Below are 20,422 nucleotides of genomic sequence, written 5' to 3'. Positions count from 1 at the left end.
TCCCCCTAATTATGTTTTAAAGCTTCTTGGATTACTTTACTTTGTATAAGTTTGTATATTTCGCCGTCGCCTTCTGCAGTTGAAGAACGTACTTTACGACCGTGATATTCAAGCTCTACTTTGCGATCTTCTAGAATGTTTTGAAGTTTTAAGCTAACGAATGACCAAGCGCCTTGGTTTTTAGCTTCTTCTTGAACCCAGCGAACTGTTTCTAGATTTCTGAATTCAGAAAGAACGTTCTTTATCTCTTCTTTAGGGAATGGATAAAGTTGTTCAAGTGCAATTAAACAAAGTTCATCGTTAGGATTTTTTTGTAATTCAGTTTTTAAGTCAATAAACATTTTTCCTGATGAAATAATTACTTTCTTAACTTTAGTCTTCTTGTACGGTTCAACTAAAATTGGTTCGAATTGTCCTTTAGTGAACTCCTCAATTGGACGAGAAACAATTTTGTTTCTTAACAAGCTTTTTGGTGACATTAAGACTAATGGTCTCATTTTATCTGTGTTAAGATATTTAGCATGTCTTCTTAATAAGTGATAATAGTTAGAAGCACTTGTTAAGTTTGCTATTGTCATGTTGTTTTCTCCAGCTAATTGTAAAAATCTTTCCAATCTCGCTGATGAATGTTCAGGACCTTGTCCTTCATTACTATGTGGTAAGAATAAAGCTAAACCACTCTTTTCTCCCCATTTAGCATTGCTGTTTGATAAGAAGTTATCGAATATCATTTGTGCCATATTTGCAAAGTCACCATATTGTGCTTCCCAAATATTAAATGATTGTGGATGATCAACATTATAACCATATTCAAAACCAACTACTGCAGCTTCAGATAATGGTGAGTTATGAATATCAAATGATGCTTTTCCATTCGGTACGTGATGTAATGGAATAAATAACTTTCCATCTTTCTCATCATGTAACACAGCGTGTCTATGTGCGAATGTTCCACGTTCTGAATCTTGTCCAGTTAATCGAATTGGTGTACCATTTTGTAAAATTGTCGCAAATGCAAGTTGTTCTGCATGTGCCCAGTCTACAAGACCGTCTTTTTCAAATGGTTCACGGCGTCTATCTAATACTTTGTTTAACTTCTTGAATACCGTGAAATCTTCTGGATAATCAAACATTGCATCATTAATCGCTTTTAATTCTTCATAAGTAGCATTTGCTAACTCATAATCTTGTCCTTCACTGATGTTGTCAGGTAAAGTCATTTCTGGATTATCCATTTCAGCATCTTTATCAATCTTGTCATGAGCAGCTCTTAAGCGTTTCGTTACATCGTCAAAAATGCCATTCATTTCGTCTTCTGTAATAATGCCTTCTTCGACAAGTTGTTTACCATAAATATGTTCAATAGATGGATGTTCTTTAATGGCTTTATACATCATTGGATTTGTAATAGATGGTTCGTCCATTTCGTTATGTCCATAACGTCTATAACCAACTAAATCGATTACAAAATCTTTGTTAAATTTCTCTCTGAAGTCCATTGCCATTTCAATTGCTTTAACAGTTGCTTCAACATCATCTGCATTTACATGGATAATTGGTAAGTCATAGCCTTTTGCAACATCTGTTGAGTATGTTGTTGAGCGTCCATCTTCTGCTTCTGTTGTGAAACCAATTCTGTTATTTGTAATGATGTGTAATGAACCACCAGTAGTGTAACCATCTAAGTTACTTAAGTTCATAGATTCAAAGTTAATACCTTGTCCAGGGAATGCAGCATCCCCATGAATTAAGATAGCAAGTGATTTGTTAACATCTTGACTTGGTCTTCCAGCATCAACTGTTGTATCTTGATTAGCTCTCGCTTTACCAAGAACGACTGGAGAAACGATTTCTAGGTGACTTGGGTTGTTGGCTAAAGTAATCGATTGTTGGATACCGTATTTACTTGTTGTCTTCGTACCACCTAAATGATATTTAACATCGCCTGTCCAACCAGCTGTGATTTCTAATGAACCATCTTTCGGTAAGAAAATAAGTGGGTTCTTATGCATAAATTCAGAAATCATCATTTCATATGGTTTTTCTAATACGTGAGTTAAAACGTTTAATCTACCCCTATGCGCCATACCAATTTGGATGTTTGGTATGTTTGCCGCATTCGTACGTTTTAAGACTCTTTGTAACATTGGTACTAATGTATCTACACCCTCGATTGAGAAGCGTTTAGCGCCTACGAAATTCTTATGGATATATTTTTCAAAGCCTTCTACTTCAGCTAAACTTTTTAATAGTTCGATTTTTTCTTCTTTAGAAATTTCAATCGTATGTGTTGATTCGATATATCTCTTCAACCATACGCGTTCTTCATTATTATTAATATGCGTGTACTCAAAAGCGATAGGACCTTGGTAACAAGAAGTCATATATTCTATTGCTTCATATGCATTGTTAAATTCTCCATCAAAGTGATCTGATACGATAACTGCTGGAAGTTTTTCCAAAGTTTCTTTTGATAGTCCAAAGTCTTGATGTGTTAATTTAGGTACGTTTTTTCTTTCTGGACGGTACACTGGATAAATATCTGCAGTTAAATGTCCATACTGTCTGATATTATCAATTAAACGCATTACACGTTTGACACTTGAGTTGTCCACCCCAGTACTTGATTGTAGGCCAGCGCCTGTGTTGTTACTTGTTAATTCATCGAATAACACTTGCAAGTCTTCCGGTACTGACTCTGGATCATTAACGTAATTATCATACATTTCTAACATTAACCCTAAGTTAGTTCCAAATCTTACAGGTGCTTCGACATGATTATCATTCTTCATGTTCCACCCTCCAAGAAAATTATAAACCGTTTACATTTCCATTTTAGCACTTAACAGTATTGAGTTAAAGGCTAATTTGACAATATTGAACTTATTTGTTTATAAAAGATTCTTTAAATACAACTGATATTTTTGTGTACTCATTCACAACACTTTCTACTTTCACAATTCCATCATAAGAATTGACTAATTTCTTAGCAATTGAAAGGCCGAGTCCATTGCCACCTTCTTTTCTTGAACGTGATTTATCAACTCTATAAAAGCGGTCAAATATGAATTCTAAGTCTTTTTGAGGTATGCCCACACCATGGTCAATAATATCTATTGTAATATTTCTGTTTTTTAAGTTGGTAACAATTTCAATGTTTTTATTTTTCTTATCATATTTCATAGCGTTATCAATAAAGATTAATAACATTTGTTCAAAATGAAATCGATTGATATTCATTCTAATAGCATTGTAATTTGATTCGAAATTAAATGTATAATCTGGGTGCAATTTCTTTAATGATTTGATTCTAGAATTTATTTCGTAATTGATATCGACAATATCAATTTCATCACCAGTACTAGATCTCGCATCTTTCGATAATAAAAGTAATTCTTCGACGAGTTTCGTGATGCGTGTCATTTCTTCAATAGAAATATCTAAAGATTCTTCTAATACTTCTGGATTGTTTTTACCCCATCTTTGAATGAGGTTTAAGTGCCCTTGTATAATTTGCAGCGGCGTTCTCAATTCATGTGAAGCATCTTCGACGAATTGTTTTTGTTGGTCAAAAGAACTTTCCAATTGTTCCATCATTCTATTAAAGGTCTGGATCATATCGTCGGTTTCTTCATAGTTTGTGGGTACTTCAAGTTTTTCTTGGAAACCGTCTCTACGAATTTGTTTCATTTTATCAGACAATATCGTAATAGGTTTTGTAATTTGCGATGAGAATACATAACTAATTAATGCAATTAAGAATAATGCCGTTAATCCAAACACAGTTGCTAATATAATCATAAATTTAATAATGGCATCATAATTTGCTAGCGGATGAACAACGGCTTCATATCCACTGAAATAACTTGTGTTTACAGGTGTATAAACCACAATATATGATTTATTATCTTGTTTCGTTTCATAAATTTTAAGTTGATTCACACGTTCAAACTTAGGTGTATAATCCAAATCATTATTGTGTGTTTCTTCAAAAATGGGTTTACCAAATCTATCATAGAGAACAAGCTTTTGATTATCCGTAATCGTTGCATTTATATCAGTTGAAGTAATTTGACCGAGTGTCTTAGTCTTTAATAAATTGATTGTGTCATATGTGCTTCTTGTTGCTGTGCTTGTTTCTTGGTCTTTTAAATATAAACTAATGAAATAAATGATAAACATACTAAATAAAGCAAATATAATAAACGTAATCGTCGTAGTGAGCATCATCCATTTAGTTTTTAATGATTGTTGTTTCATGATCTAATCACGTATCCCACTCCTCTAACAGTTTCGATAATATTCTCTTTTTTGAATGGTTTAAGCTTATTACGCAAATAACGAATATATACATCCACAACATTTGTCTCAACTTCTGATTCGTAACCCCAAACATGATTTAAAATCTGTTCTCTTTGTAAGACGAAATTTTGATTTTCAGCTAGTAATAATAATAATTCGTATTCAGTCTTCGTTAAATCAACAGATTCACCATGTATAGATACGGAAAAAGCATTTTTATCGATTGTTAAATCATTAACAGTAATTGTATGACTTACTGGTTCAACCGTGACATTTCTTCTAATAATAACGCGAATTCTCGCTAATAATTCTTCAATATCAAATGGTTTAACAATATAGTCATCTGCGCCATAATCAAGACCAATAACTTTATCATATGTATCGCCTTTAGCTGTTATCATAATAATCGGTGTATCTTTCTCACGACGAACACGTCTACATACTTCAAGACCGTTCATTTTCGGTAACATGAGATCTAGTAATATACAATTGTAATCTTCAGATAAAGCTTGCTCTAGCCCACTTTCTCCATCATTACATATTTCCACTTCATAGTCCTCATGCTTAAGTTCTAATTCTATAAATCTCGCTAAATTTTGTTCATCTTCTATGATGAGTATTTTTTTCATAATGCCACCTCGTAATAAAATTATAAAAGTTTTCAATTTTCAATTGACAATGATTCTCATTTAGTTATAATAGTAATTGAAAATGATTATCAATGAAAGAGTTCCCCCTCTAGTAAAAGATAACATTTTCGAGTTTAACATGTTCATTATATATGAGCATCACTATTTTATCATTTAAAATAGTAAAAATTTTAAATAACTAATTGACATTCATTCTCAATTGGTTATAATAGTAATTGAAAATGATTATCAATCAAATAAAAGAGTTCCCCCTCTAAGTATGGATTGAACATTTTCTATAACCCCCTTTTATGCCCATAAAAGTAAAATAGCCGCAGTGATTCTGTCCAAATCACTGTGGCTGTTTTTTGTATGGATTTATTTAAATGAGAGAGCGTTATGAGCAGTTCGGGTTAGAACTGCAAATAACGGGGCCATATTTACAAAACTCATAAGAAGTGTAAATACTAGCGCTCTTATGAACACTTCTCGTCAAACTTGTTCATAACGGAACTACTTTATTTACCTCGCCCGAAATAACATCCGCACATCCCCTATTTAATCCAAAAAAAGTATGGAACAGCTCATGCTGTTCCATACTTATCTATAATTTCTTTCGTAACATACTTTGAGTTAACAATATACAAATGACACCGCCGATAATGCCTGCGATTATATCAGTTGGATAATGAACACCTAAGTATACGCGTGACGATGATATCATTGCGATACAAATGACACATAATCCCATCAAATACGGTCGTATAGATTTGTTTGCCACTCTGAATATTACGTATATAAGTGACCCGAAAAATGCGGTGGATCCCATTGCATGTCCGCTCGGAAAACTAAATCCAGATATATCTATCAGTCTAAGTAAAGTTGGTCTTTCTCTGTCGAATATATTTTTAAGAAGTGGATTTAATGTACCTGATAAAATCATCGTAACTGCAAAAAATAATGTTTCAATGTTATATTTTTTAAGTTTTAAGTAACAAATCACAATGAGTGATAAGGCAATCATAGCCCAAACTTCTCCTAATTTAGTAAAACCAAGCATTATAGAAGTCGTTATAAAGCTTTCAGTTGAATAAATAAAGTTATAAACTTCATTATCTATCCATTTACCGAGTCTGGATTCATGGAAAAACGCGATGACTCCAAATATCAAACTAAATATGAGTAATAGTAAAGTACGGTTTGCTTGGCTCATTCGATTGCCCCCTTTACTTTATGTCTAATTCAATTTTGTTAAATAGTGTTTCTTTCGTATAACTTTCTTTGAAATGTGACATTTTGTCAATAATATCTTCTCGTTCGTTTTCTAATTTATCAAGTTGACTGATCAGATTAGATTGGTTCACATCTTTTTCTTGTAATACTTTAGCATATCCATTTTTCTCGAAAATTTTAGCGTTATCAATTTGATCGCCTCTTGATTGATCTAAACCAAGTGGTATTAATAACATTGGTAACTTCATTGTCGCAAACTCATAAATAGCGTTAGCGCCTGCTCTACTGATGACAGTGTCAGTAATCGCATAGAAGTGCATCAATTCATTTGAAACAAATTCATATTGAACATAATTGGCGTTTTTAATATTTTGATCAACATGACCTTTACCAGTTAAATGAATAATTTGATATTTCTTTGTTAAATAATCTAAATTATCTCGAATCGCTTTATTTAATGCTTTAGAACCTAAGCTACCACCCATGATCAGTAGTACAGGTAATTGATCATTAAAGCCTGTTAATTGATAGCCTTCTTCTTTAGAGCCATCTCTTAAATCTTCTCTAATAATAGCACCAATATAATCTGATTTTTCTTTAGGTACATATTTTAAAGTTTCTTCAAAAGTTGTATACATTTTATTAGCAAATTTCATGGATATTTTATTTGCTAAACCAGGTGTAACATCTGATTCATGTACAATTGAAGGAATTTTTAATGATTTGGCAGCGATAATAACTGGAACACTGACGAATCCACCTTTAGAAAAGACTAAATCTGGTTTTTCTTTCTTTAATACTTTTCTAGCGTCTAATACACCTTTTAATACTTTAAAGACATCTTTTAAATTCTCAAAAGATAAATATCGACGTAACTTACCACTTGATATCGGAATATATTTCGTATCTTTGGCAGAGTCAGTAATCATTTCTTTTTCGATACCGTTTTTAGATCCAATATATATTGTTTCGATATCACGTTTTTGTGCTTCAGGGATTAGTGCTAAATTGACTGCAACATGTCCTATCGTACCGCCACCGGTAAATGCTATCTTCTTCATGTTTATTTCTCCTCGTTCTCTATCAATTTATAATATGCATAAAATGGTGCATTCTTATCAAATGGAAACTCATCTGTTTCATATTCACCCATTTTTATAAAATCAAATTTTTCAAACAGTCTTTGTGCACGTTTATTAAGTGAAAATGTATCCGTTATGATAATTGGTGTGCCTGCTTCAGTAGCAATATCAATTGCAAATTGCATCATCTTCATTGCGACACCTTTATATTCAGGATTTGTAGCCATTCTATGGATAACATATGCTTGGTCAGTACGAGCTGGCCAGTCAAATTGTTTATACCATTCGGCTTGTACTTGATTGACACATATATATCCTGCAATGTCATTGTTTTCTTCATATAGATATAAGTCTCCATTATCTATATCTTCGTAGAAATGCTTCTCTAATGGATAACGATGATCCCATTGAGGGTTCTGATCGTGTTCCATAATAGATTTAGCCATTTCTGTTAATTTATTAATATGTTGAATATCTGATCTTGTTGCTTTTCTCAAACTACTTTCCCCCATTACTTATGCATATATTGAATTGCTTCATCAAGTTGTTTATCTTCACTACGGATTTTCTTGCGTAAAAGTTCAATAAATTTCTTTGTTGTATCATCTGTGAAAATACCATTTTCAGTTAAATCATGGTCACTTTGGAATGATTTAACTTGTGATGTCAGTTGGGCATCAAATTGGTCATTTTCATTGTTAATATTATACCCTAAAGCGTTCAAACCAATCTTAATTGATTTAATTTCTTTAGATTGATCGCCTTCTTGATAAGTCTTGCTCGGATCGATTATTTCTATTTCTTCATATTTAGGTGCTTTAATGGTTTTATCTGGTTGAATACCTTTTTTATGAATATAAGATTTATTAGGTGTTAACCATCTCATGTTTGTATATTTTAAAATGCTAGAATCGCTAAATTCTTTATGAACTTGTCCGATACCTTTACCAAAAGTCGTTGTACCTAGGACATCTGCAATTTTGTAATCTTGTAATGCGCCAGCGAATATTTCTGCAGCACTTGCAGACCCTTTATTAACGAGTACTGTATAGTCCATATCACCTATGCCAGACATTTTGTCGTTTTCAGTTTCAACTGCTTGTGGTTTATCACCTTTCGTTTCTAAATATATAACAGGTTTATTTTTATCAACAAACAAGTTAACACTCGTCACGACTTCATCTAATAGACCACCTGGATTGTTTCTTAAATCTAAAATGACATGTTTTACTTTGTCTTTTTTCGCTTGTTTCAATGCAGATTGTAATTCTTTCGTTGTTTTATTTTGGAACTTAGAAATTGCAATTATGCCAGTGTCTTTTTTCTTCGTATAATCGACACTTGTAAGGTGGATTTTGTCACGTTTAATCTTAACATCGAAAGGTTCTTTACCTTCTCGTTTAATTGTTAACGTAACAGTTGTCCCTTTTTTACCTCTTACTTTATTGACGATTTCATTTAACGATTTATTTTTAATCGATTCATGATCAACTTTCGTAATGACGTCTAAAGATTTTACGCCAGCTTTTTCAGCAGGAGAATCTTTCATAGGACTAGTAATTCTAACGTAGCCATCGTGCATTTCCATTTCTGCACCAATTCCAACAAAATCACCAGAAATTTCTTCGTTATAACTTGTTGTATCTTTAGCGGATATGTATTCACTATAAGGATCATCTAAAGATTTGATCATACCATCAATAGCGCCTTGAGTTAATTTGTCGTCATCAACATCTTTGTAATAGTCGTTATTAATTTGTTTATAAGCCTCTTCAATCTTATTAAGCTCTTTTTGTTGGTCATTGCCAAAATATAAACCAAATTTATACGAAGCATAAGACACAACAGCAGTTAATAAGACCGTAACAAATAATATGATTAATAACTTATATAAAGGAAGCGTTATTTGTCGACTTTGTTTCTTTTTAAAAGGTTTCATTTACTCACAACTTTCTTGTCAAATATAATTTATTTTAACAGTTAAATCATATAAATAAAAACACTTTGGTGTGACAAACAGCAAAGTGAACGAATTAATATGGAAAAATGTTCATATCGTGAGTATTACGGGTTCTGTTAGGGACGAAATTCTGAGAAATGTCTCTAAGAATGGCCCGTCTAATTGCCAGAATTCAGAATAATGGAAGTTACAGCGTTCTAATTACCACAATTCAGAATAATGATAGTTAGCCCCCATCATCCAACTACACAAACCGAAAAAACACCTCATTTCCGCTTGAAAATGAGGTGTTTTATTTTACCTTAGAATTTCAACCATTCTTCATATGATTCGAATAAGTCATCGAAGACGCTCATTGGTTGTGTGAACATGGCTTCTGTTTCTAAGTAATCTGAAAGTGTGTGATAATCGTTTGTGAATTTTGGAAATGATAAGTCTTGGAAGATTAAATCTGCCAACTTACCTACTTCGCTTTTTTCACTTCGTTTTGTTAGTGCGTATTGATAGAAAGAATATTGTTTCATTTATTTCATTTTCACATCAATAGCCTTAGTTTCACCTTTAACTAGACTTTCTAATTTTTCGATATTAATTTCTTCAGCGTCATCTGTGTTAGTAATAATAACAGGGCTGATTACTGATTTTACTTTTGATTCGATTGTTTCGATGTCGAATTTTAATAACTCGTCGCCTTGTTTAACTGTATCACCAGTATTAACAAGTGCTTCAAAGCCTTCTCCACCTAATTGAACAGTTTCTAAACCTACGTGTACCAATACTTCTAATCCGTTTGCTGCTTTAATACCTACAGCGTGATTTGAAGGTTTAAATACATTCACAACTTCTCCATCAAATGGTGCAACTACTACACCTTCTGTTGGTTTAATACCGAATCCTTCACCCATCATTTTTTGAGCAAATACTGGATCTGGAATATCTTCAATTGCTACATATTCACCTGAAATTGGAGCAAATACTTCAACATTTGTATCTTTTGATTTGTTACCGCCAAATAATTTTTTAAACATTACAATCGACTCCTCTAATTTTTAAAATGATTTACTAATTCTCCATACCCTAAATCTTCTAATTTATCATATGGAATAAATTGTACAGCAGCTGAATTAATACAATATCTTAAGCCACCAGATTCTTTAGGACCGTCATTAAAGACGTGACCTAAATGACTATCTGAATTTTCAGAGCGTACTTCAGTTCTGATCATGCCATGTGTTTTATCAACAAGTTCGATGATTTCTTCATCATCTAATGCTTTTGAAAAACTTGGCCAACCACAATCAGATTCAAATTTTTCTTCTGAAGTGAATAATGGCTTACCAGATAATTTATCTACATAAATACCTTTTTCAAAGTGATTCCAATATTCATTTTGAAAAGGTGGTTCTGTACCATTTTGTTGTGTTACGAGATATTCCATTTCATTTAATTCATCTTTACTTTTTTTTAGCATTTTAACGCCCCCAATACTTTTCTATAAATGCTTTACGTCCAGAACCTTGTTGATACCCTTGATAATGTGCTGGATTCTTCAAGTAATAATCTTGATGATAGTCTTCCGCAGGGTAAAAGTTCTTGTAAGGTTTAACTGGCGTAATGACTGGTTTATCAAAAATATTTTGTTCATTTAATTGATTGATTTTGTTATGCGCTATTTCTTCTTGTTCTTTATCGTGGTAGAAAATAACAGGTTCATAACTTTCGCCTCTATCAAAGAACTGACCTTTATTATCTGTGGGATCAAAGGTCTTAAAGTATATATCTAATATAGCTTCAAAGTCTGTTTCATCTTCATTGTATTCAATTTGAACAGCTTCAACATGACCAGTTTGATTTGTACAAACTTCTTCATAAGTTGGATTTTCAACATGACCACCACTATATCCGGAAGTCACTTCAATAATACCGGGGAATTCATTAAAAGGCTTAACTAAACACCAAAAACATCCCCCAGCTAACGTAGCATAAGCCATAGTTGTACCTCCTTTAATGATGTTAAGTTACTTTAACTTAATATCAAAGTACCATTTTTTGTCTGAAATATCTAATGTTTGAATTTGTATAGACTCAACATTATCAATCTCCAACTGATTTAAAGATAAATTGAATGATTCATCTTTAGGATTTACATGAATATATGGTGGAAGTTCACTATATTTATTGATTTGAGATAGAATAAATGGATTTGAAATATTTAATTTCCCAATATCTATCGATTGAATTTTGAAATAGATTGTATCGTTATTTAACTTTTTAGGTTTCGTTTGAAGTGTTATATCAATAGCTTTACCTAAAATTTTAGTACGTGTATCAAATGACAATGATTTTTTTGTAATGCGTGATTGAATGTCATAATCTTTCATAGACGCATTCATTAACGATTCTAATTGTGCATTATCAAAAGAAATGGTGAAATCTTTCTTAGTTTGTTCTGTGTTGATTGTTTGATGGTTTGTATCGTCTGAAATTTGAGACCATACATAAGCTAGAGCACCAAGTATTAGAATAATTAATATAATAAAAGCATAAAACCAAGCTCTATGATTCATCCAATGTTTATTTTCCATAGAAGAACACGCCAATAGCACCTTCACCAGTATGCGTAGAAACGACTGGTGTCGTCACTGCAGTATCAAATAAGTGGAAATTTTTCTTTTCTTTAATTGTATTCATCAATTTCGTCATCAATTGTTCTGCATTCGCATCAGCAATACCTATTTTTATAAGTTCTTTCTTCTCTAAAAAGACATCCAATTCTTTCATTAAATATTTAACAATAGCGTTTTGCGTTCTTGCGTTATGCATCATTTCGATTTTTCCGTTAATCAATTCGCCGATTGGTTTAATATTCATCAATGAACCGAGTAAGCCTTTCGCTTTACCGATTCTACCACCTTTAATTAAGTTGTCGATATTACCAATGACTACAAATAGTCTTAAATTATTTTTAATCACTTCAATTTCTTCGACGATTTCTTCAACAGTTTTGCCTGCGTTGATCATCTTCACGACTTCTTCAATTTGGAATCCGTAAGCTAATGAAATGAATTTACTATCCACAACTGTAACTTTACTTTCTGTAATTTGAGCTGCTTGCTGAGCTGCACTAAATGTACCCGATAACTCAGAAGTCATATGAATACTAATAATTTCAGAACCATCTGTCCCTAACGCGTCATATGTTTCAACAATTTTACCAATTGGAGGCTGACTTGTTTTAGGCAATTCTTTAGCGTCTTTCATTTTTTCTAGAAATTCTGTTGAGCTAATATCCTCTTGGTCTACGTACGTAACACCATCGATAAGTATATTTAGGGGTACGACAGTAATGTTATTTTCTTCTAAATATTCTGCTGATAAATCTGTCGTCGAATCAACAACTATTTTAATTTTTGACATAATGATTCTCCTTTAGTGATTGAACAGTATTACTAATTTTTCCTTGTACAAATTGGCTTACTTCTTGCATGGTCTTATCTTCAAAAATTGAAGGCTCAATTGGGTCTAGAATGTGTACATAAACATCACCAGGGACCATTTTTTTAGAATCTTGAGCTTCCATAATGTTAGATGTCCCATAAATCGCAATAGGTACAATTTTGACTTTAGCTGATTTAGCTAATTTAAAAGAACCTGCTTTAAATTCTTGCATTTCTCCACCTTTACTTCTACTACCTTCGGGAAAAATTAATAAAGAATGTTGTTCTTTTAATTTATTAATACCATCTTTTATCATTTGTAAACTTGCGCGTCTATTTGAACGATCTAAATATATACAGTTCATTTCTTCCATCCATGGATTTAAAAACGGAATTTTTTGAACTTCAGTCTTTGAAATAAATCCAAATGGTTGCGGTAAATGATTAATTAATACAGGAATATCAAAATTACCTTCATGATTTGAAATGTATAATACAGGCTCATCAAATGGTTCTATATTGCCAGACAAGTGTGTTGTAACACCAGCTGAATCTAGAATACGTGAAGCCCATCTTTTCGCATATAAAAAGATCATTTCATCTTGTTTACGGATATCATTTATCAATGACTTCTTATGCTTAACTTTATTTAATTGTGAAGATACAAGTGCAGCATAACCTACAATATAACCAAGTGTTTTCGTCGTTCTTAACATACTATTTTTTCCTTTCCAAATGCATATAAGTGTGTGGTAAAGTGTTTTTTTCATCGAGTTCGCCAGATTCAGATGAAAGAACCGTCCAATCTTTGAAGTCGTATGGAGGGAAAAAGGCATCACCTTGAAACTTATCTTCTATTACTGTTACATACATATCATCAACGCGGTCCATCATTTGTTCATAAAGACCTTGACCGCCAAAGATGAAGATATGTCCTTCGAGTTGATCGATTTCATCTAAAGAATGAATCACATCGACATCAACGTGTTCAAATGATGGATTTGTCGTTAATACAACATTACGTCTATTCGGTAATGGCTTACCTAAAGAATCAAATGTTTTTCTTCCCATCACGATCGTATTTCCAGTCGTCAATGCTTTAACTCTTTTTAAGTCATTTGGTAGATGCCATGGCATCTTGTTGTCTAAGCCAATTACGCGATTTTGATCATGACAAACTATTATTGATTTCATTTAAATTACTCCTTTTTAAACTGCAATAGGTGCTTTAATACTTGGATGTGATTCATAACCGTCAATTTCTAAATCTTCGTATTCAATATCAAACAATGATTTATCAGTGTTGATCTTAAGTTTAGGTGCATCGTAAGAATCTCTTGAAAGTTGTTCATTGATTGCGTCTATATGGTTTTTATAAATATGCGCGTCTCCAAACGTATGGACAAACTCGCCTACTTCTAATCCACATTCTTTAGCAATTAAATGTGTTAATAAGCTATAACTCGCAATATTAAAAGGTACACCTAAGAAAATATCTGCACTTCGTTGATATAATTGACAGCTTAATTTTCCGTCTTTTACATAAAATTGGAATAATGTATGACATGGTGGTAATGCCATTGTATCTATTTCAGTTGGATTCCAAGCAGAAATAATATGGCGTCTTGAATTAGGATTTTGTTTAATATTTTCAATTAAAGTCCTAAGTTGGTCAAATCGTTTACCATCTTGATCCTTCCAATCTCTCCATTGTTTACCATAAACATTGCCTAAGTCACCGTATTTTATCATAAAATCATCGTCATTCAGAATCTTATCTTTGAATATCGCAAGTTGTGCTTTATATTGTTCGTTAAATTCATCATCTACTAAAGAGCGACGACCAAAGTCCGTCATATCAGGACCATCATAGTCATTACTTTCAATCCATTTTTTAAAAGCCCATTCGTTCCAAATGTTATTCTTATATTGTAATAAATACCTTATATTTGTATCGCCTTTAATAAACCATAAAAGCTCAGTTGCAATTAATTTAAAAGAAACCTTTTTAGTTGTTAATAACGGAAAACCTTCAGATAAATCAAATCTCATTTGGTGACCAAATATAGAAATCGTACCGGTACCCGTTCTATCGTCCTTATTCTCGCCTTCTTCTAATACCCTTTTACATAAATCGTGATACGCTTTATCAAAGTTATTCATTTGAGCACCTCTTTTTAATATTCTCCTGTTACTATATTAACGAAATTAGCGATAATTTACTACTGATATAATATAGAAAATTTCCTGATTATTAGGTATAATGGTTATAAATGAACAAAGTGCTAACAAAACGAAGGAGGCTATTTCAATGAATGAAATTTTTGCTACTTTAGGCTTTTTCTTATTATTATGCTATATGATCAGTATGTGCATTACAGAATAGTATAAATAAGGGGTAATATACAAAAACTGGGACAAGAGATTGTCCCAGTTTTTGTATATAATGGTATAGAATTAAGTGATGTTTAAATTATGAATGTAAGCGCACGAAGACTCAAAGATATCGTGCGACTAGGTACTAAAACAGGCCATAGCGCACGAAGACTCAAAGATATCGTGCGACTAGGTACCAAAACAGGCCATAGCGCACGAAGACTCAAAGATATCGTGCGACTAGGTACTAAAACAGGCCATAGCGCACGAAGACTTTCTTATATTATTCTCCACCATCACTCATATTTATAATCTTGATTTATTTTCAGTCCATAATGTGTTTTAGTACTTTTCCTAATACATTGTGTCGTATTAAACTTTTTGAAAATCTCACTTTTATAATGTGCTTTTACGATTAAATATTTGAAGTGAGATACACTTTTGATTTCTGAAGGTAATTCAATATTGCGTGAAAGTTCCCCCATTCTATCGTTTTCATCAAGTGTCTGTTCAAACATATGATCTAAATATAAGATGTCGACCAATTCGGGATGTTGTTTAATCCAATTGTGATAATCATTATTTATATAATGGATTCGTCTTAATTCATCTTCTGTTAAATAGCGTTTCATGCCTTCAGAAATAACATAATGGATAAGTGGATTTTGTTCTATTGCATATACATTTGCTTGTTGATAATGCTTTAATATTAAATAAGTATCTCGCCCAAATCCCATTGTGCCATCTATGAAATTAAATGTTTTAAAGTCTGTTGTTATTTCATCTAACATTTCAATTAGTACGGGCATCTTATGTTGTTTCATCATATGCAATTTAACTTTGACAGTATCTAAATGAAAATATATTGGTGTATCTGGCGTGAAATATAGTTTAGGTCCACTACTTTCAAATACAATTAATGGTATCGTATCTCGTTGAAACAATTGATTAATCGTTAATTTTCTTCGCTTTATGATTTGGACATTCTGTATGGTTTTTAATTTAGATAACACAGAAAATGCATCTTCTACTTGTTTGTAGAGAGATGCATTAGTTTTAACGGCAGTTGTGATACGAATATTAGTCACAGTATTCATCAAAAGCGTCTTTAATATCCAAACAGATTTCTTGGATATCTCTTCCTTCAATATGTTCACGTGGCATGAAGTATTTAAGCTCATTACCTTTAAATAATGCCATAGATGGACTTGATGGTACTTGTGCGATATATTCTCTCATTGTTTCAGTTGCTTCTTTATCTTGTCCAGCAAATACTGTAGCAATTCTAGAAGGTTTTTTATCATTTTGTTGGGATACTGTAACAGCTGCAGGACGTGCTAAACCAGCTGCACATCCACATACAGAGTTTACGACGATAAATGTTGTTTCATTCGGTTGTGCGTTCTCCATATATTCTTTAACTGACTCTGCTGATTCTAAACTTTCAAAGCCTTGTCCAGTTAATTCACTTCTCATTGGTTGAGCGAGTTCTTTCATGTATTGTTCATATGCATTCATATTTTATCCCTCTTTCTTTCTATTAGCCATTTGTTTCCAAACAGAACCTAATGCTTCTTCACCATTTTCGATTCTTTCAATTGCCATTTGTACTTGCAATTTAACATCGAATGCTGGATCGTCTTGTCTTTTTTTCAATGCTTCTAATGCAGTTTCATCACCTTCATCAAATATAAACATAGCTGCACGCCATCTTACAATTTTCTGAGGGTCTTCTAATGCTTCTATCATTACTGGTAACGCTTCTTTAAAACCTAAATCACTTAGACAGTCACCAGCTGTTCTTCTAACAGAAACAACTTTATCTTTCATACCTTTATATAAATAAGGTAATGTTTTTTTTGATTCAATCATACCTAATAGCACGATTGCCATTCTACGTACTTGAGGCTTTTCATCATTTAACGCGACATCTAATAATGGATAATCGTCTTCTGTTGGTGTTGGAAAGTCATTTAACATTCTTAATTTTACTTTCCAATCCTCTTCTTGTTCAAACGTTTCTTTATCAACATGTACAAATTGCTTTTCAGGAATGGTAATGTCACTTGTTAAAGCTTCTTCAACTAAAGCCTCTAATTTCTCTTTAGGGTACAAAGCTAATATTTCTTCTTGAACGGTTGCTAATACTTCCTCTACTTCGCCGTAACGTACACCTAAATCTTCCCATTTTCTTAAAAAGACAACGTTATCTGAGTCTTTCGTTGCTTTTAGCATACTATCAATATAAATTTCAGGAAGTTGTTTACGTTTTTCTTCTTCTTGAGTTGTTAATTTAATTTGATAAGGTATACCTTTAAACTTTAAGACTTCAGCTTTTACTTCACCGAAATGTTCATTTACTTGATTTTCAGCAAAGTCCCCTTCTTGATCTGAACCTGAGATGGCTGATGTAACATCTTTAAGTAAAGTATCCCAGTTTTCTTTTGGACGTTTATCTACAGCGATAAAGTCCATAACATGGAATACAGATTTAATACCATCTAATTGAAGAATACGGTTAATGAATTCTGGATTATGATCATTCACTTCAGTATAAGTATTTGAAGACCTATCTTCTTTCTTAAAAGATAAAACGATTTTCATCGTATTTGGGCTTGGTGTCGGTTCAACTCTAACAATTTCCATAATATCCTCCTTATTGCAACTTGTTACCTAATTGTTTAATGCGTATACCGATAGAACATTCCGATATACAATACTGATGGGCTTGATGTTTACCTTTTGTTTCCCTATAGTGCGTCTTTAATAAACACCCTTTACAGTATGTTTCCATCAATTGGTCTATTTGTTTAATTGCTTGTTTCTCTTCTTGAGCTAAAATGAGTGTCACTCCCTTACTAGACCGTTATTATAACATTCATCATACAAATTGTTTACGATAAAGCTTATTGATTTTTATAACTTTGAGCCGTATAATAGATAAGTTCGATTATCGCGGTTTCTAAACACCCGCTATATCAAAATTTAGGAGGAACAAAGTTATGTATAATGAATTAATAGGTATTGGAACTTTCTTCGTTACATTTATATTGATGCTCGTTCTATACAGAATTTTTGGGAAGACTGGTCTGTTTGTTTGGGTTGCTATAGGTACTATTATAGCAAATATACAGGTTATTAAAACAGTAGAACTCTTTTCAGTTAGTGCAACACTTGGAAATGTTATGTTTGCATCAATTTATCTTGCAACAGATATATTAAACGATATCTATGGTAGAAAACAAGCACGAAAAGCAGTTTGGCTTGGATTTTCTTCAGTAATCGTCATGGTTATATTATTACAGTGCTCTTTAGCGTTTATTCCTGCACAGGAAGATATCTCTCAAGAAGCGCTTGAAACAATCTTTAATATTGTACCAAGAATTGCACTTGGATCCATCATTGCATATATCATTGGTCAACATTTAGATGTATTACTATTCACATTAATTAAGAAGAAATTCTCATCAGATAGAACCTTCTATATAAGAGCTTATGGAAGTACAGTTGTAAGTTCAATTGTAGATACAGCAATTTTTGTATTGATTGCGTTCTATGGTAACTTACCGAACAATGTTGTATTTGAAATATTCTTTACGACATACTTCTTAAAACTGCTCACAACATTATCTAACGTACCATTTGGTTACATTGCTAAATCAATGTATAGAAATGGTAAGATTAGCGAATAATTTCATACAAATCCAATAAAAATCCTACCTACTCCATTACAATGGAAAAGGTAGGATTTTCTTATTGATTGAATACTTTTAAATACTCTACATAACTTGTTAAGTAATGTTCGATATCATCTATTTCGACACGATAACCTTCATGTTTAATATAGAATGCTTCTAATATGCGCTCTGGATTTTGGAAATACATTGCAACTTCAGGATAAAAATAACCTGTTCTCATATAATCTGCTCTTCTGTGAATCGTATCTATCAATAGATCAACGTCTATAAATTGTTCAACCAAGTCAGTTTTGTCACGTTGTTTCGCACTTTCTACTATATTATATGTAGCCATTAACATGCCTAGTAATAATGGATCTGTAGATTGACGTTGTTGTACGTTTTTCAAATGTTCTTCTAAATTTTGAAAAGTAAATTGATAATATTTTTCTTCTGGTTCTATTTGAATCAATACTTCTGTACTATAACTTAACCAATAGTCATGGTGTTTCCAATATGATTTTTGAATAAATTTTTCATAAAGTAATTTTGCAACATTTAACCATTCTTCCTTTTGATCAAGTTGATATAATTTTAATAACGCTAGTGCTGCTTGACCTTCGTAATAAATCACTCTAAATGAATCTTTAACTGTTAAATCTGGATAGTTTAACACATGGGTTGTTTCCCCATTCTCATCAATCATGTTTACTAAGCCTTTCGCAACATTTTGAGCTGCTTTTAAATACTTCTTATTCGAACGACCGTATTGTATATAACCACATACAGCTAGTATAAATGCAGCATTTTGACCTAATTTAATTTCATTTATATAGTTTGTATCATCAAATACATATGTTGCACCTTCGTGTTTATATAAATAATGTTTAATAATGTAATCTATTGGTTTCTTAGCAATACTCACATTCTTCTTCAAATAAGATAATGATTTGATAAACGCATATGTTGTTGAACTATGACATAGGTTGTTATAAGCGTTGATATTGATATCAAAGTGTGGAAAATAGCCATAATGATACTTACCATTATCTTGTATAAGATTCATCAAATAATCTGTATTCGTTTGAATCATACGATCAATTTCAACTGGAAGATCATCTACTGGTCTTAACCCTTTCTTATAGCCTTCTTGTTCTAAATTTATAACCTGTTCATCTTCAATAAAGAAACTCTTTGTATAGAATTTCTGAACTACTTTGCCTGCATAATCTTTGTGTAAATATAAATTGTAATTCTTCTTATACTTTCTTAAATAATGATTGATATTTTTCTCAGAAAGTATGAATATCCCTTTCTCATTTGTAGGTCTAATAAAAGCATTGCTGTTTATTTCTTCTGGTAAAAATGCAAGGTTCCAGTTGTAATCTAATGTAAAACCATACTCAACATGATTTCTAGTTGTATGGATCAAATCTTCTTTTAATTCATCAAATGGAATGTCTTCAACAGATGTCACAATATCAATTTTAATCCATTTAGCTGCTTTACCACTCTTCTTACGATATGTTTCTATAAATTTAATCATTTGGTTCTTGTTCGATAATTTAAAGCTTTTAACAACGGCTTTAACTTTAGGATAGCCAATACTTATAAATAATCTTTCATAATCTGAATGATCATTTATTATACGCTTGATTTGCTCTTTAATATTCACGTGCTTTCATTCCTTTCAACTTCAATATATGTATATAAACCTTTTTTCAAT

General features: G+C 32.1%; 22 protein-coding genes. 1 reads left to right on the top strand and 21 read right to left on the bottom strand.

Going from position 1 to position 20,422, the window contains the following annotated elements; genetic code table 11:
- Nucleotides 1-5: 5 nt before the first annotated feature.
- From MHH94_RS07475 to MHH94_RS07380, 20 genes are all read right to left on the bottom strand, one after another.
- The gene (locus MHH94_RS07475; protein ID WP_078355786.1) at nucleotides 6-2,792 is read right to left on the bottom strand and encodes a 2-oxoglutarate dehydrogenase E1 component; all 2,787 of its coding nucleotides are present in this window, start codon (nucleotides 2,790-2,792) and stop codon (nucleotides 6-8) included.
- A gap of 91 nt (nucleotides 2,793-2,883) precedes the next feature.
- On the bottom strand, nucleotides 2,884-4,260 hold the full coding sequence (locus tag MHH94_RS07470) for a HAMP domain-containing sensor histidine kinase (protein WP_025905221.1): 1,377 nt from the start codon (nucleotides 4,258-4,260) through the stop codon (nucleotides 2,884-2,886).
- Entirely contained in the window at nucleotides 4,257-4,931 is a 675-nt protein-coding gene (locus MHH94_RS07465; RefSeq protein ID WP_048542978.1) for a response regulator transcription factor, read from the bottom strand. Before MHH94_RS07465 ends, MHH94_RS07470 begins: the two co-directional genes overlap by 4 nt.
- 604 nt (nucleotides 4,932-5,535) lie before the next feature.
- Nucleotides 5,536-6,144, bottom strand: coding sequence for a phosphatase PAP2 family protein (locus MHH94_RS07460; protein WP_058611288.1), 609 nt, complete (start codon nucleotides 6,142-6,144; stop codon nucleotides 5,536-5,538).
- A 13-nt stretch (nucleotides 6,145-6,157) separates the two neighbouring features.
- Nucleotides 6,158-7,225, bottom strand: a complete 1,068-nt coding sequence (locus MHH94_RS07455) for an undecaprenyldiphospho-muramoylpentapeptide beta-N-acetylglucosaminyltransferase (RefSeq protein ID WP_078355787.1) — start codon at nucleotides 7,223-7,225, stop codon at nucleotides 6,158-6,160.
- 2 nt (nucleotides 7,226-7,227) lie between these two features.
- Nucleotides 7,228-7,758 (bottom strand): GNAT family N-acetyltransferase, encoded by a 531-nt coding sequence (locus MHH94_RS07450; RefSeq protein WP_078355788.1) that lies wholly within the window; start codon nucleotides 7,756-7,758, stop codon nucleotides 7,228-7,230.
- Entirely contained in the window at nucleotides 7,758-9,185 is a 1,428-nt protein-coding gene (locus MHH94_RS07445) for a S41 family peptidase (RefSeq protein WP_078355789.1), read from the bottom strand. The genes MHH94_RS07450 and MHH94_RS07445 overlap by 1 nt, the downstream gene beginning before the upstream one ends.
- Nucleotides 9,186-9,508: 323 nt before the next feature.
- Complete coding sequence (locus tag MHH94_RS07440; protein WP_025906287.1) at nucleotides 9,509-9,730, bottom strand: YozE family protein; 222 nt, start codon at nucleotides 9,728-9,730, stop codon at nucleotides 9,509-9,511.
- On the bottom strand, nucleotides 9,731-10,234 hold the full coding sequence (locus MHH94_RS07435) for a PTS sugar transporter subunit IIA (RefSeq protein WP_025906286.1): 504 nt from the start codon (nucleotides 10,232-10,234) through the stop codon (nucleotides 9,731-9,733).
- 14 nt (nucleotides 10,235-10,248) lie between these two features.
- The gene (gene msrB / locus MHH94_RS07430) at nucleotides 10,249-10,677 is read right to left on the bottom strand and encodes a peptide-methionine (R)-S-oxide reductase MsrB (protein WP_058591266.1); all 429 of its coding nucleotides are present in this window, start codon (nucleotides 10,675-10,677) and stop codon (nucleotides 10,249-10,251) included.
- A 1-nt stretch (nucleotide 10,678) separates the two neighbouring features.
- Nucleotides 10,679-11,197, bottom strand: a complete 519-nt coding sequence (msrA, locus tag MHH94_RS07425; protein ID WP_048542967.1) for a peptide-methionine (S)-S-oxide reductase MsrA — start codon at nucleotides 11,195-11,197, stop codon at nucleotides 10,679-10,681.
- A gap of 27 nt (nucleotides 11,198-11,224) precedes the next feature.
- Nucleotides 11,225-11,791 (bottom strand): DUF2140 family protein, encoded by a 567-nt coding sequence (locus MHH94_RS07420; RefSeq protein WP_208182982.1) that lies wholly within the window; start codon nucleotides 11,789-11,791, stop codon nucleotides 11,225-11,227.
- Nucleotides 11,781-12,623: a DegV family protein gene (locus tag MHH94_RS07415; protein ID WP_107609517.1), complete on the bottom strand. Its 843-nt coding sequence runs from the start codon at nucleotides 12,621-12,623 to the stop codon at nucleotides 11,781-11,783. Before MHH94_RS07415 ends, MHH94_RS07420 begins: the two co-directional genes overlap by 11 nt.
- Nucleotides 12,610-13,359 (bottom strand): lysophospholipid acyltransferase family protein, encoded by a 750-nt coding sequence (locus tag MHH94_RS07410; protein WP_078355793.1) that lies wholly within the window; start codon nucleotides 13,357-13,359, stop codon nucleotides 12,610-12,612. The genes MHH94_RS07415 and MHH94_RS07410 overlap by 14 nt, the downstream gene beginning before the upstream one ends.
- A gap of 1 nt (nucleotide 13,360) precedes the next feature.
- Nucleotides 13,361-13,837 (bottom strand): dihydrofolate reductase, encoded by a 477-nt coding sequence (locus MHH94_RS07405; protein ID WP_048542960.1) that lies wholly within the window; start codon nucleotides 13,835-13,837, stop codon nucleotides 13,361-13,363.
- A 15-nt stretch (nucleotides 13,838-13,852) separates the two neighbouring features.
- Nucleotides 13,853-14,806, bottom strand: coding sequence for a thymidylate synthase (locus MHH94_RS07400; protein ID WP_078355794.1), 954 nt, complete (start codon nucleotides 14,804-14,806; stop codon nucleotides 13,853-13,855).
- A 509-nt stretch (nucleotides 14,807-15,315) separates the two neighbouring features.
- Nucleotides 15,316-16,116 carry a class I SAM-dependent methyltransferase gene (locus tag MHH94_RS07395; protein ID WP_232157153.1) on the bottom strand — a complete coding sequence of 267 codons (801 nt, stop codon included), beginning with the start codon at nucleotides 16,114-16,116 and terminating at the stop codon, nucleotides 15,316-15,318.
- On the bottom strand, nucleotides 16,100-16,537 hold the full coding sequence (locus MHH94_RS07390) for a BrxA/BrxB family bacilliredoxin (RefSeq protein ID WP_048542954.1): 438 nt from the start codon (nucleotides 16,535-16,537) through the stop codon (nucleotides 16,100-16,102). Before MHH94_RS07390 ends, MHH94_RS07395 begins: the two co-directional genes overlap by 17 nt.
- A gap of 3 nt (nucleotides 16,538-16,540) precedes the next feature.
- Nucleotides 16,541-17,665: a virulence factor gene (locus MHH94_RS07385; RefSeq protein ID WP_078355796.1), complete on the bottom strand. Its 1,125-nt coding sequence runs from the start codon at nucleotides 17,663-17,665 to the stop codon at nucleotides 16,541-16,543.
- 10 nt (nucleotides 17,666-17,675) lie between these two features.
- Nucleotides 17,676-17,870: a zinc-finger domain-containing protein gene (locus tag MHH94_RS07380; RefSeq protein ID WP_049318859.1), complete on the bottom strand. Its 195-nt coding sequence runs from the start codon at nucleotides 17,868-17,870 to the stop codon at nucleotides 17,676-17,678.
- A 151-nt stretch (nucleotides 17,871-18,021) separates the two neighbouring features.
- Between MHH94_RS07380 and MHH94_RS07375 the strand changes: the two genes are divergently transcribed.
- Nucleotides 18,022-18,711, top strand: coding sequence for a queuosine precursor transporter (locus MHH94_RS07375; RefSeq protein ID WP_048542951.1), 690 nt, complete (start codon nucleotides 18,022-18,024; stop codon nucleotides 18,709-18,711).
- A gap of 61 nt (nucleotides 18,712-18,772) precedes the next feature.
- Here MHH94_RS07375 and MHH94_RS07370 read toward each other — a convergent pair whose 3' ends face one another.
- Nucleotides 18,773-20,371 (bottom strand): poly(glycerol-phosphate) alpha-glucosyltransferase, encoded by a 1,599-nt coding sequence (locus tag MHH94_RS07370; protein WP_078355797.1) that lies wholly within the window; start codon nucleotides 20,369-20,371, stop codon nucleotides 18,773-18,775.
- Between the last annotated feature and the right edge of the window lie 51 nt (nucleotides 20,372-20,422).

The organism is Mammaliicoccus sp. FSL K6-3158 (genome assembly GCF_038005105.1).
In the GTDB taxonomy this organism is placed as follows: domain Bacteria; phylum Bacillota; class Bacilli; order Staphylococcales; family Staphylococcaceae; genus Mammaliicoccus; species Mammaliicoccus sciuri.
The sequence above is the reverse complement of the archived record's forward strand: the minus strand, read 5'-3'. Positions and strand labels throughout refer to the sequence as shown.

Bases quoted from the DNA above. Each gene is read 5' to 3' on its own strand.
- MHH94_RS07475 (WP_078355786.1), bottom strand. From the start codon at position 2,792: ATGAAGAATGATAATCATGTCGAAGCACCTGTAAGATTTGGAACTAAC.
- MHH94_RS07470 (WP_025905221.1), bottom strand. From the start codon at position 4,260: ATGAAACAACAATCATTAAAAACTAAATGGATGATGCTCACTACGACG.
- MHH94_RS07465 (WP_048542978.1), bottom strand. From the start codon at position 4,931: ATGAAAAAAATACTCATCATAGAAGATGAACAAAATTTAGCGAGATTT.
- MHH94_RS07460 (WP_058611288.1), bottom strand. From the start codon at position 6,144: ATGAGCCAAGCAAACCGTACTTTACTATTACTCATATTTAGTTTGATA.
- MHH94_RS07455 (WP_078355787.1), bottom strand. From the start codon at position 7,225: ATGAAGAAGATAGCATTTACCGGTGGCGGTACGATAGGACATGTTGCA.
- MHH94_RS07450 (WP_078355788.1), bottom strand. From the start codon at position 7,758: ATGGGGGAAAGTAGTTTGAGAAAAGCAACAAGATCAGATATTCAACAT.
- MHH94_RS07445 (WP_078355789.1), bottom strand. From the start codon at position 9,185: ATGAAACCTTTTAAAAAGAAACAAAGTCGACAAATAACGCTTCCTTTA.
- MHH94_RS07440 (WP_025906287.1), bottom strand. From the start codon at position 9,730: ATGAAACAATATTCTTTCTATCAATACGCACTAACAAAACGAAGTGAA.
- MHH94_RS07435 (WP_025906286.1), bottom strand. From the start codon at position 10,234: ATGTTTAAAAAATTATTTGGCGGTAACAAATCAAAAGATACAAATGTT.
- msrB (WP_058591266.1), bottom strand. From the start codon at position 10,677: ATGCTAAAAAAAAGTAAAGATGAATTAAATGAAATGGAATATCTCGTA.
- msrA (WP_048542967.1), bottom strand. From the start codon at position 11,197: ATGGCTTATGCTACGTTAGCTGGGGGATGTTTTTGGTGTTTAGTTAAG.
- MHH94_RS07420 (WP_208182982.1), bottom strand. From the start codon at position 11,791: ATGGAAAATAAACATTGGATGAATCATAGAGCTTGGTTTTATGCTTTT.
- MHH94_RS07415 (WP_107609517.1), bottom strand. From the start codon at position 12,623: ATGTCAAAAATTAAAATAGTTGTTGATTCGACGACAGATTTATCAGCA.
- MHH94_RS07410 (WP_078355793.1), bottom strand. From the start codon at position 13,359: ATGTTAAGAACGACGAAAACACTTGGTTATATTGTAGGTTATGCTGCA.
- MHH94_RS07405 (WP_048542960.1), bottom strand. From the start codon at position 13,837: ATGAAATCAATAATAGTTTGTCATGATCAAAATCGCGTAATTGGCTTA.
- MHH94_RS07400 (WP_078355794.1), bottom strand. From the start codon at position 14,806: ATGAATAACTTTGATAAAGCGTATCACGATTTATGTAAAAGGGTATTA.
- MHH94_RS07395 (WP_232157153.1), bottom strand. From the start codon at position 16,116: ATGAATACTGTGACTAATATTCGTATCACAACTGCCGTTAAAACTAAT.
- MHH94_RS07390 (WP_048542954.1), bottom strand. From the start codon at position 16,537: ATGAATGCATATGAACAATACATGAAAGAACTCGCTCAACCAATGAGA.
- MHH94_RS07385 (WP_078355796.1), bottom strand. From the start codon at position 17,665: ATGGAAATTGTTAGAGTTGAACCGACACCAAGCCCAAATACGATGAAA.
- MHH94_RS07375 (WP_048542951.1), top strand. From the start codon at position 18,022: ATGTATAATGAATTAATAGGTATTGGAACTTTCTTCGTTACATTTATA.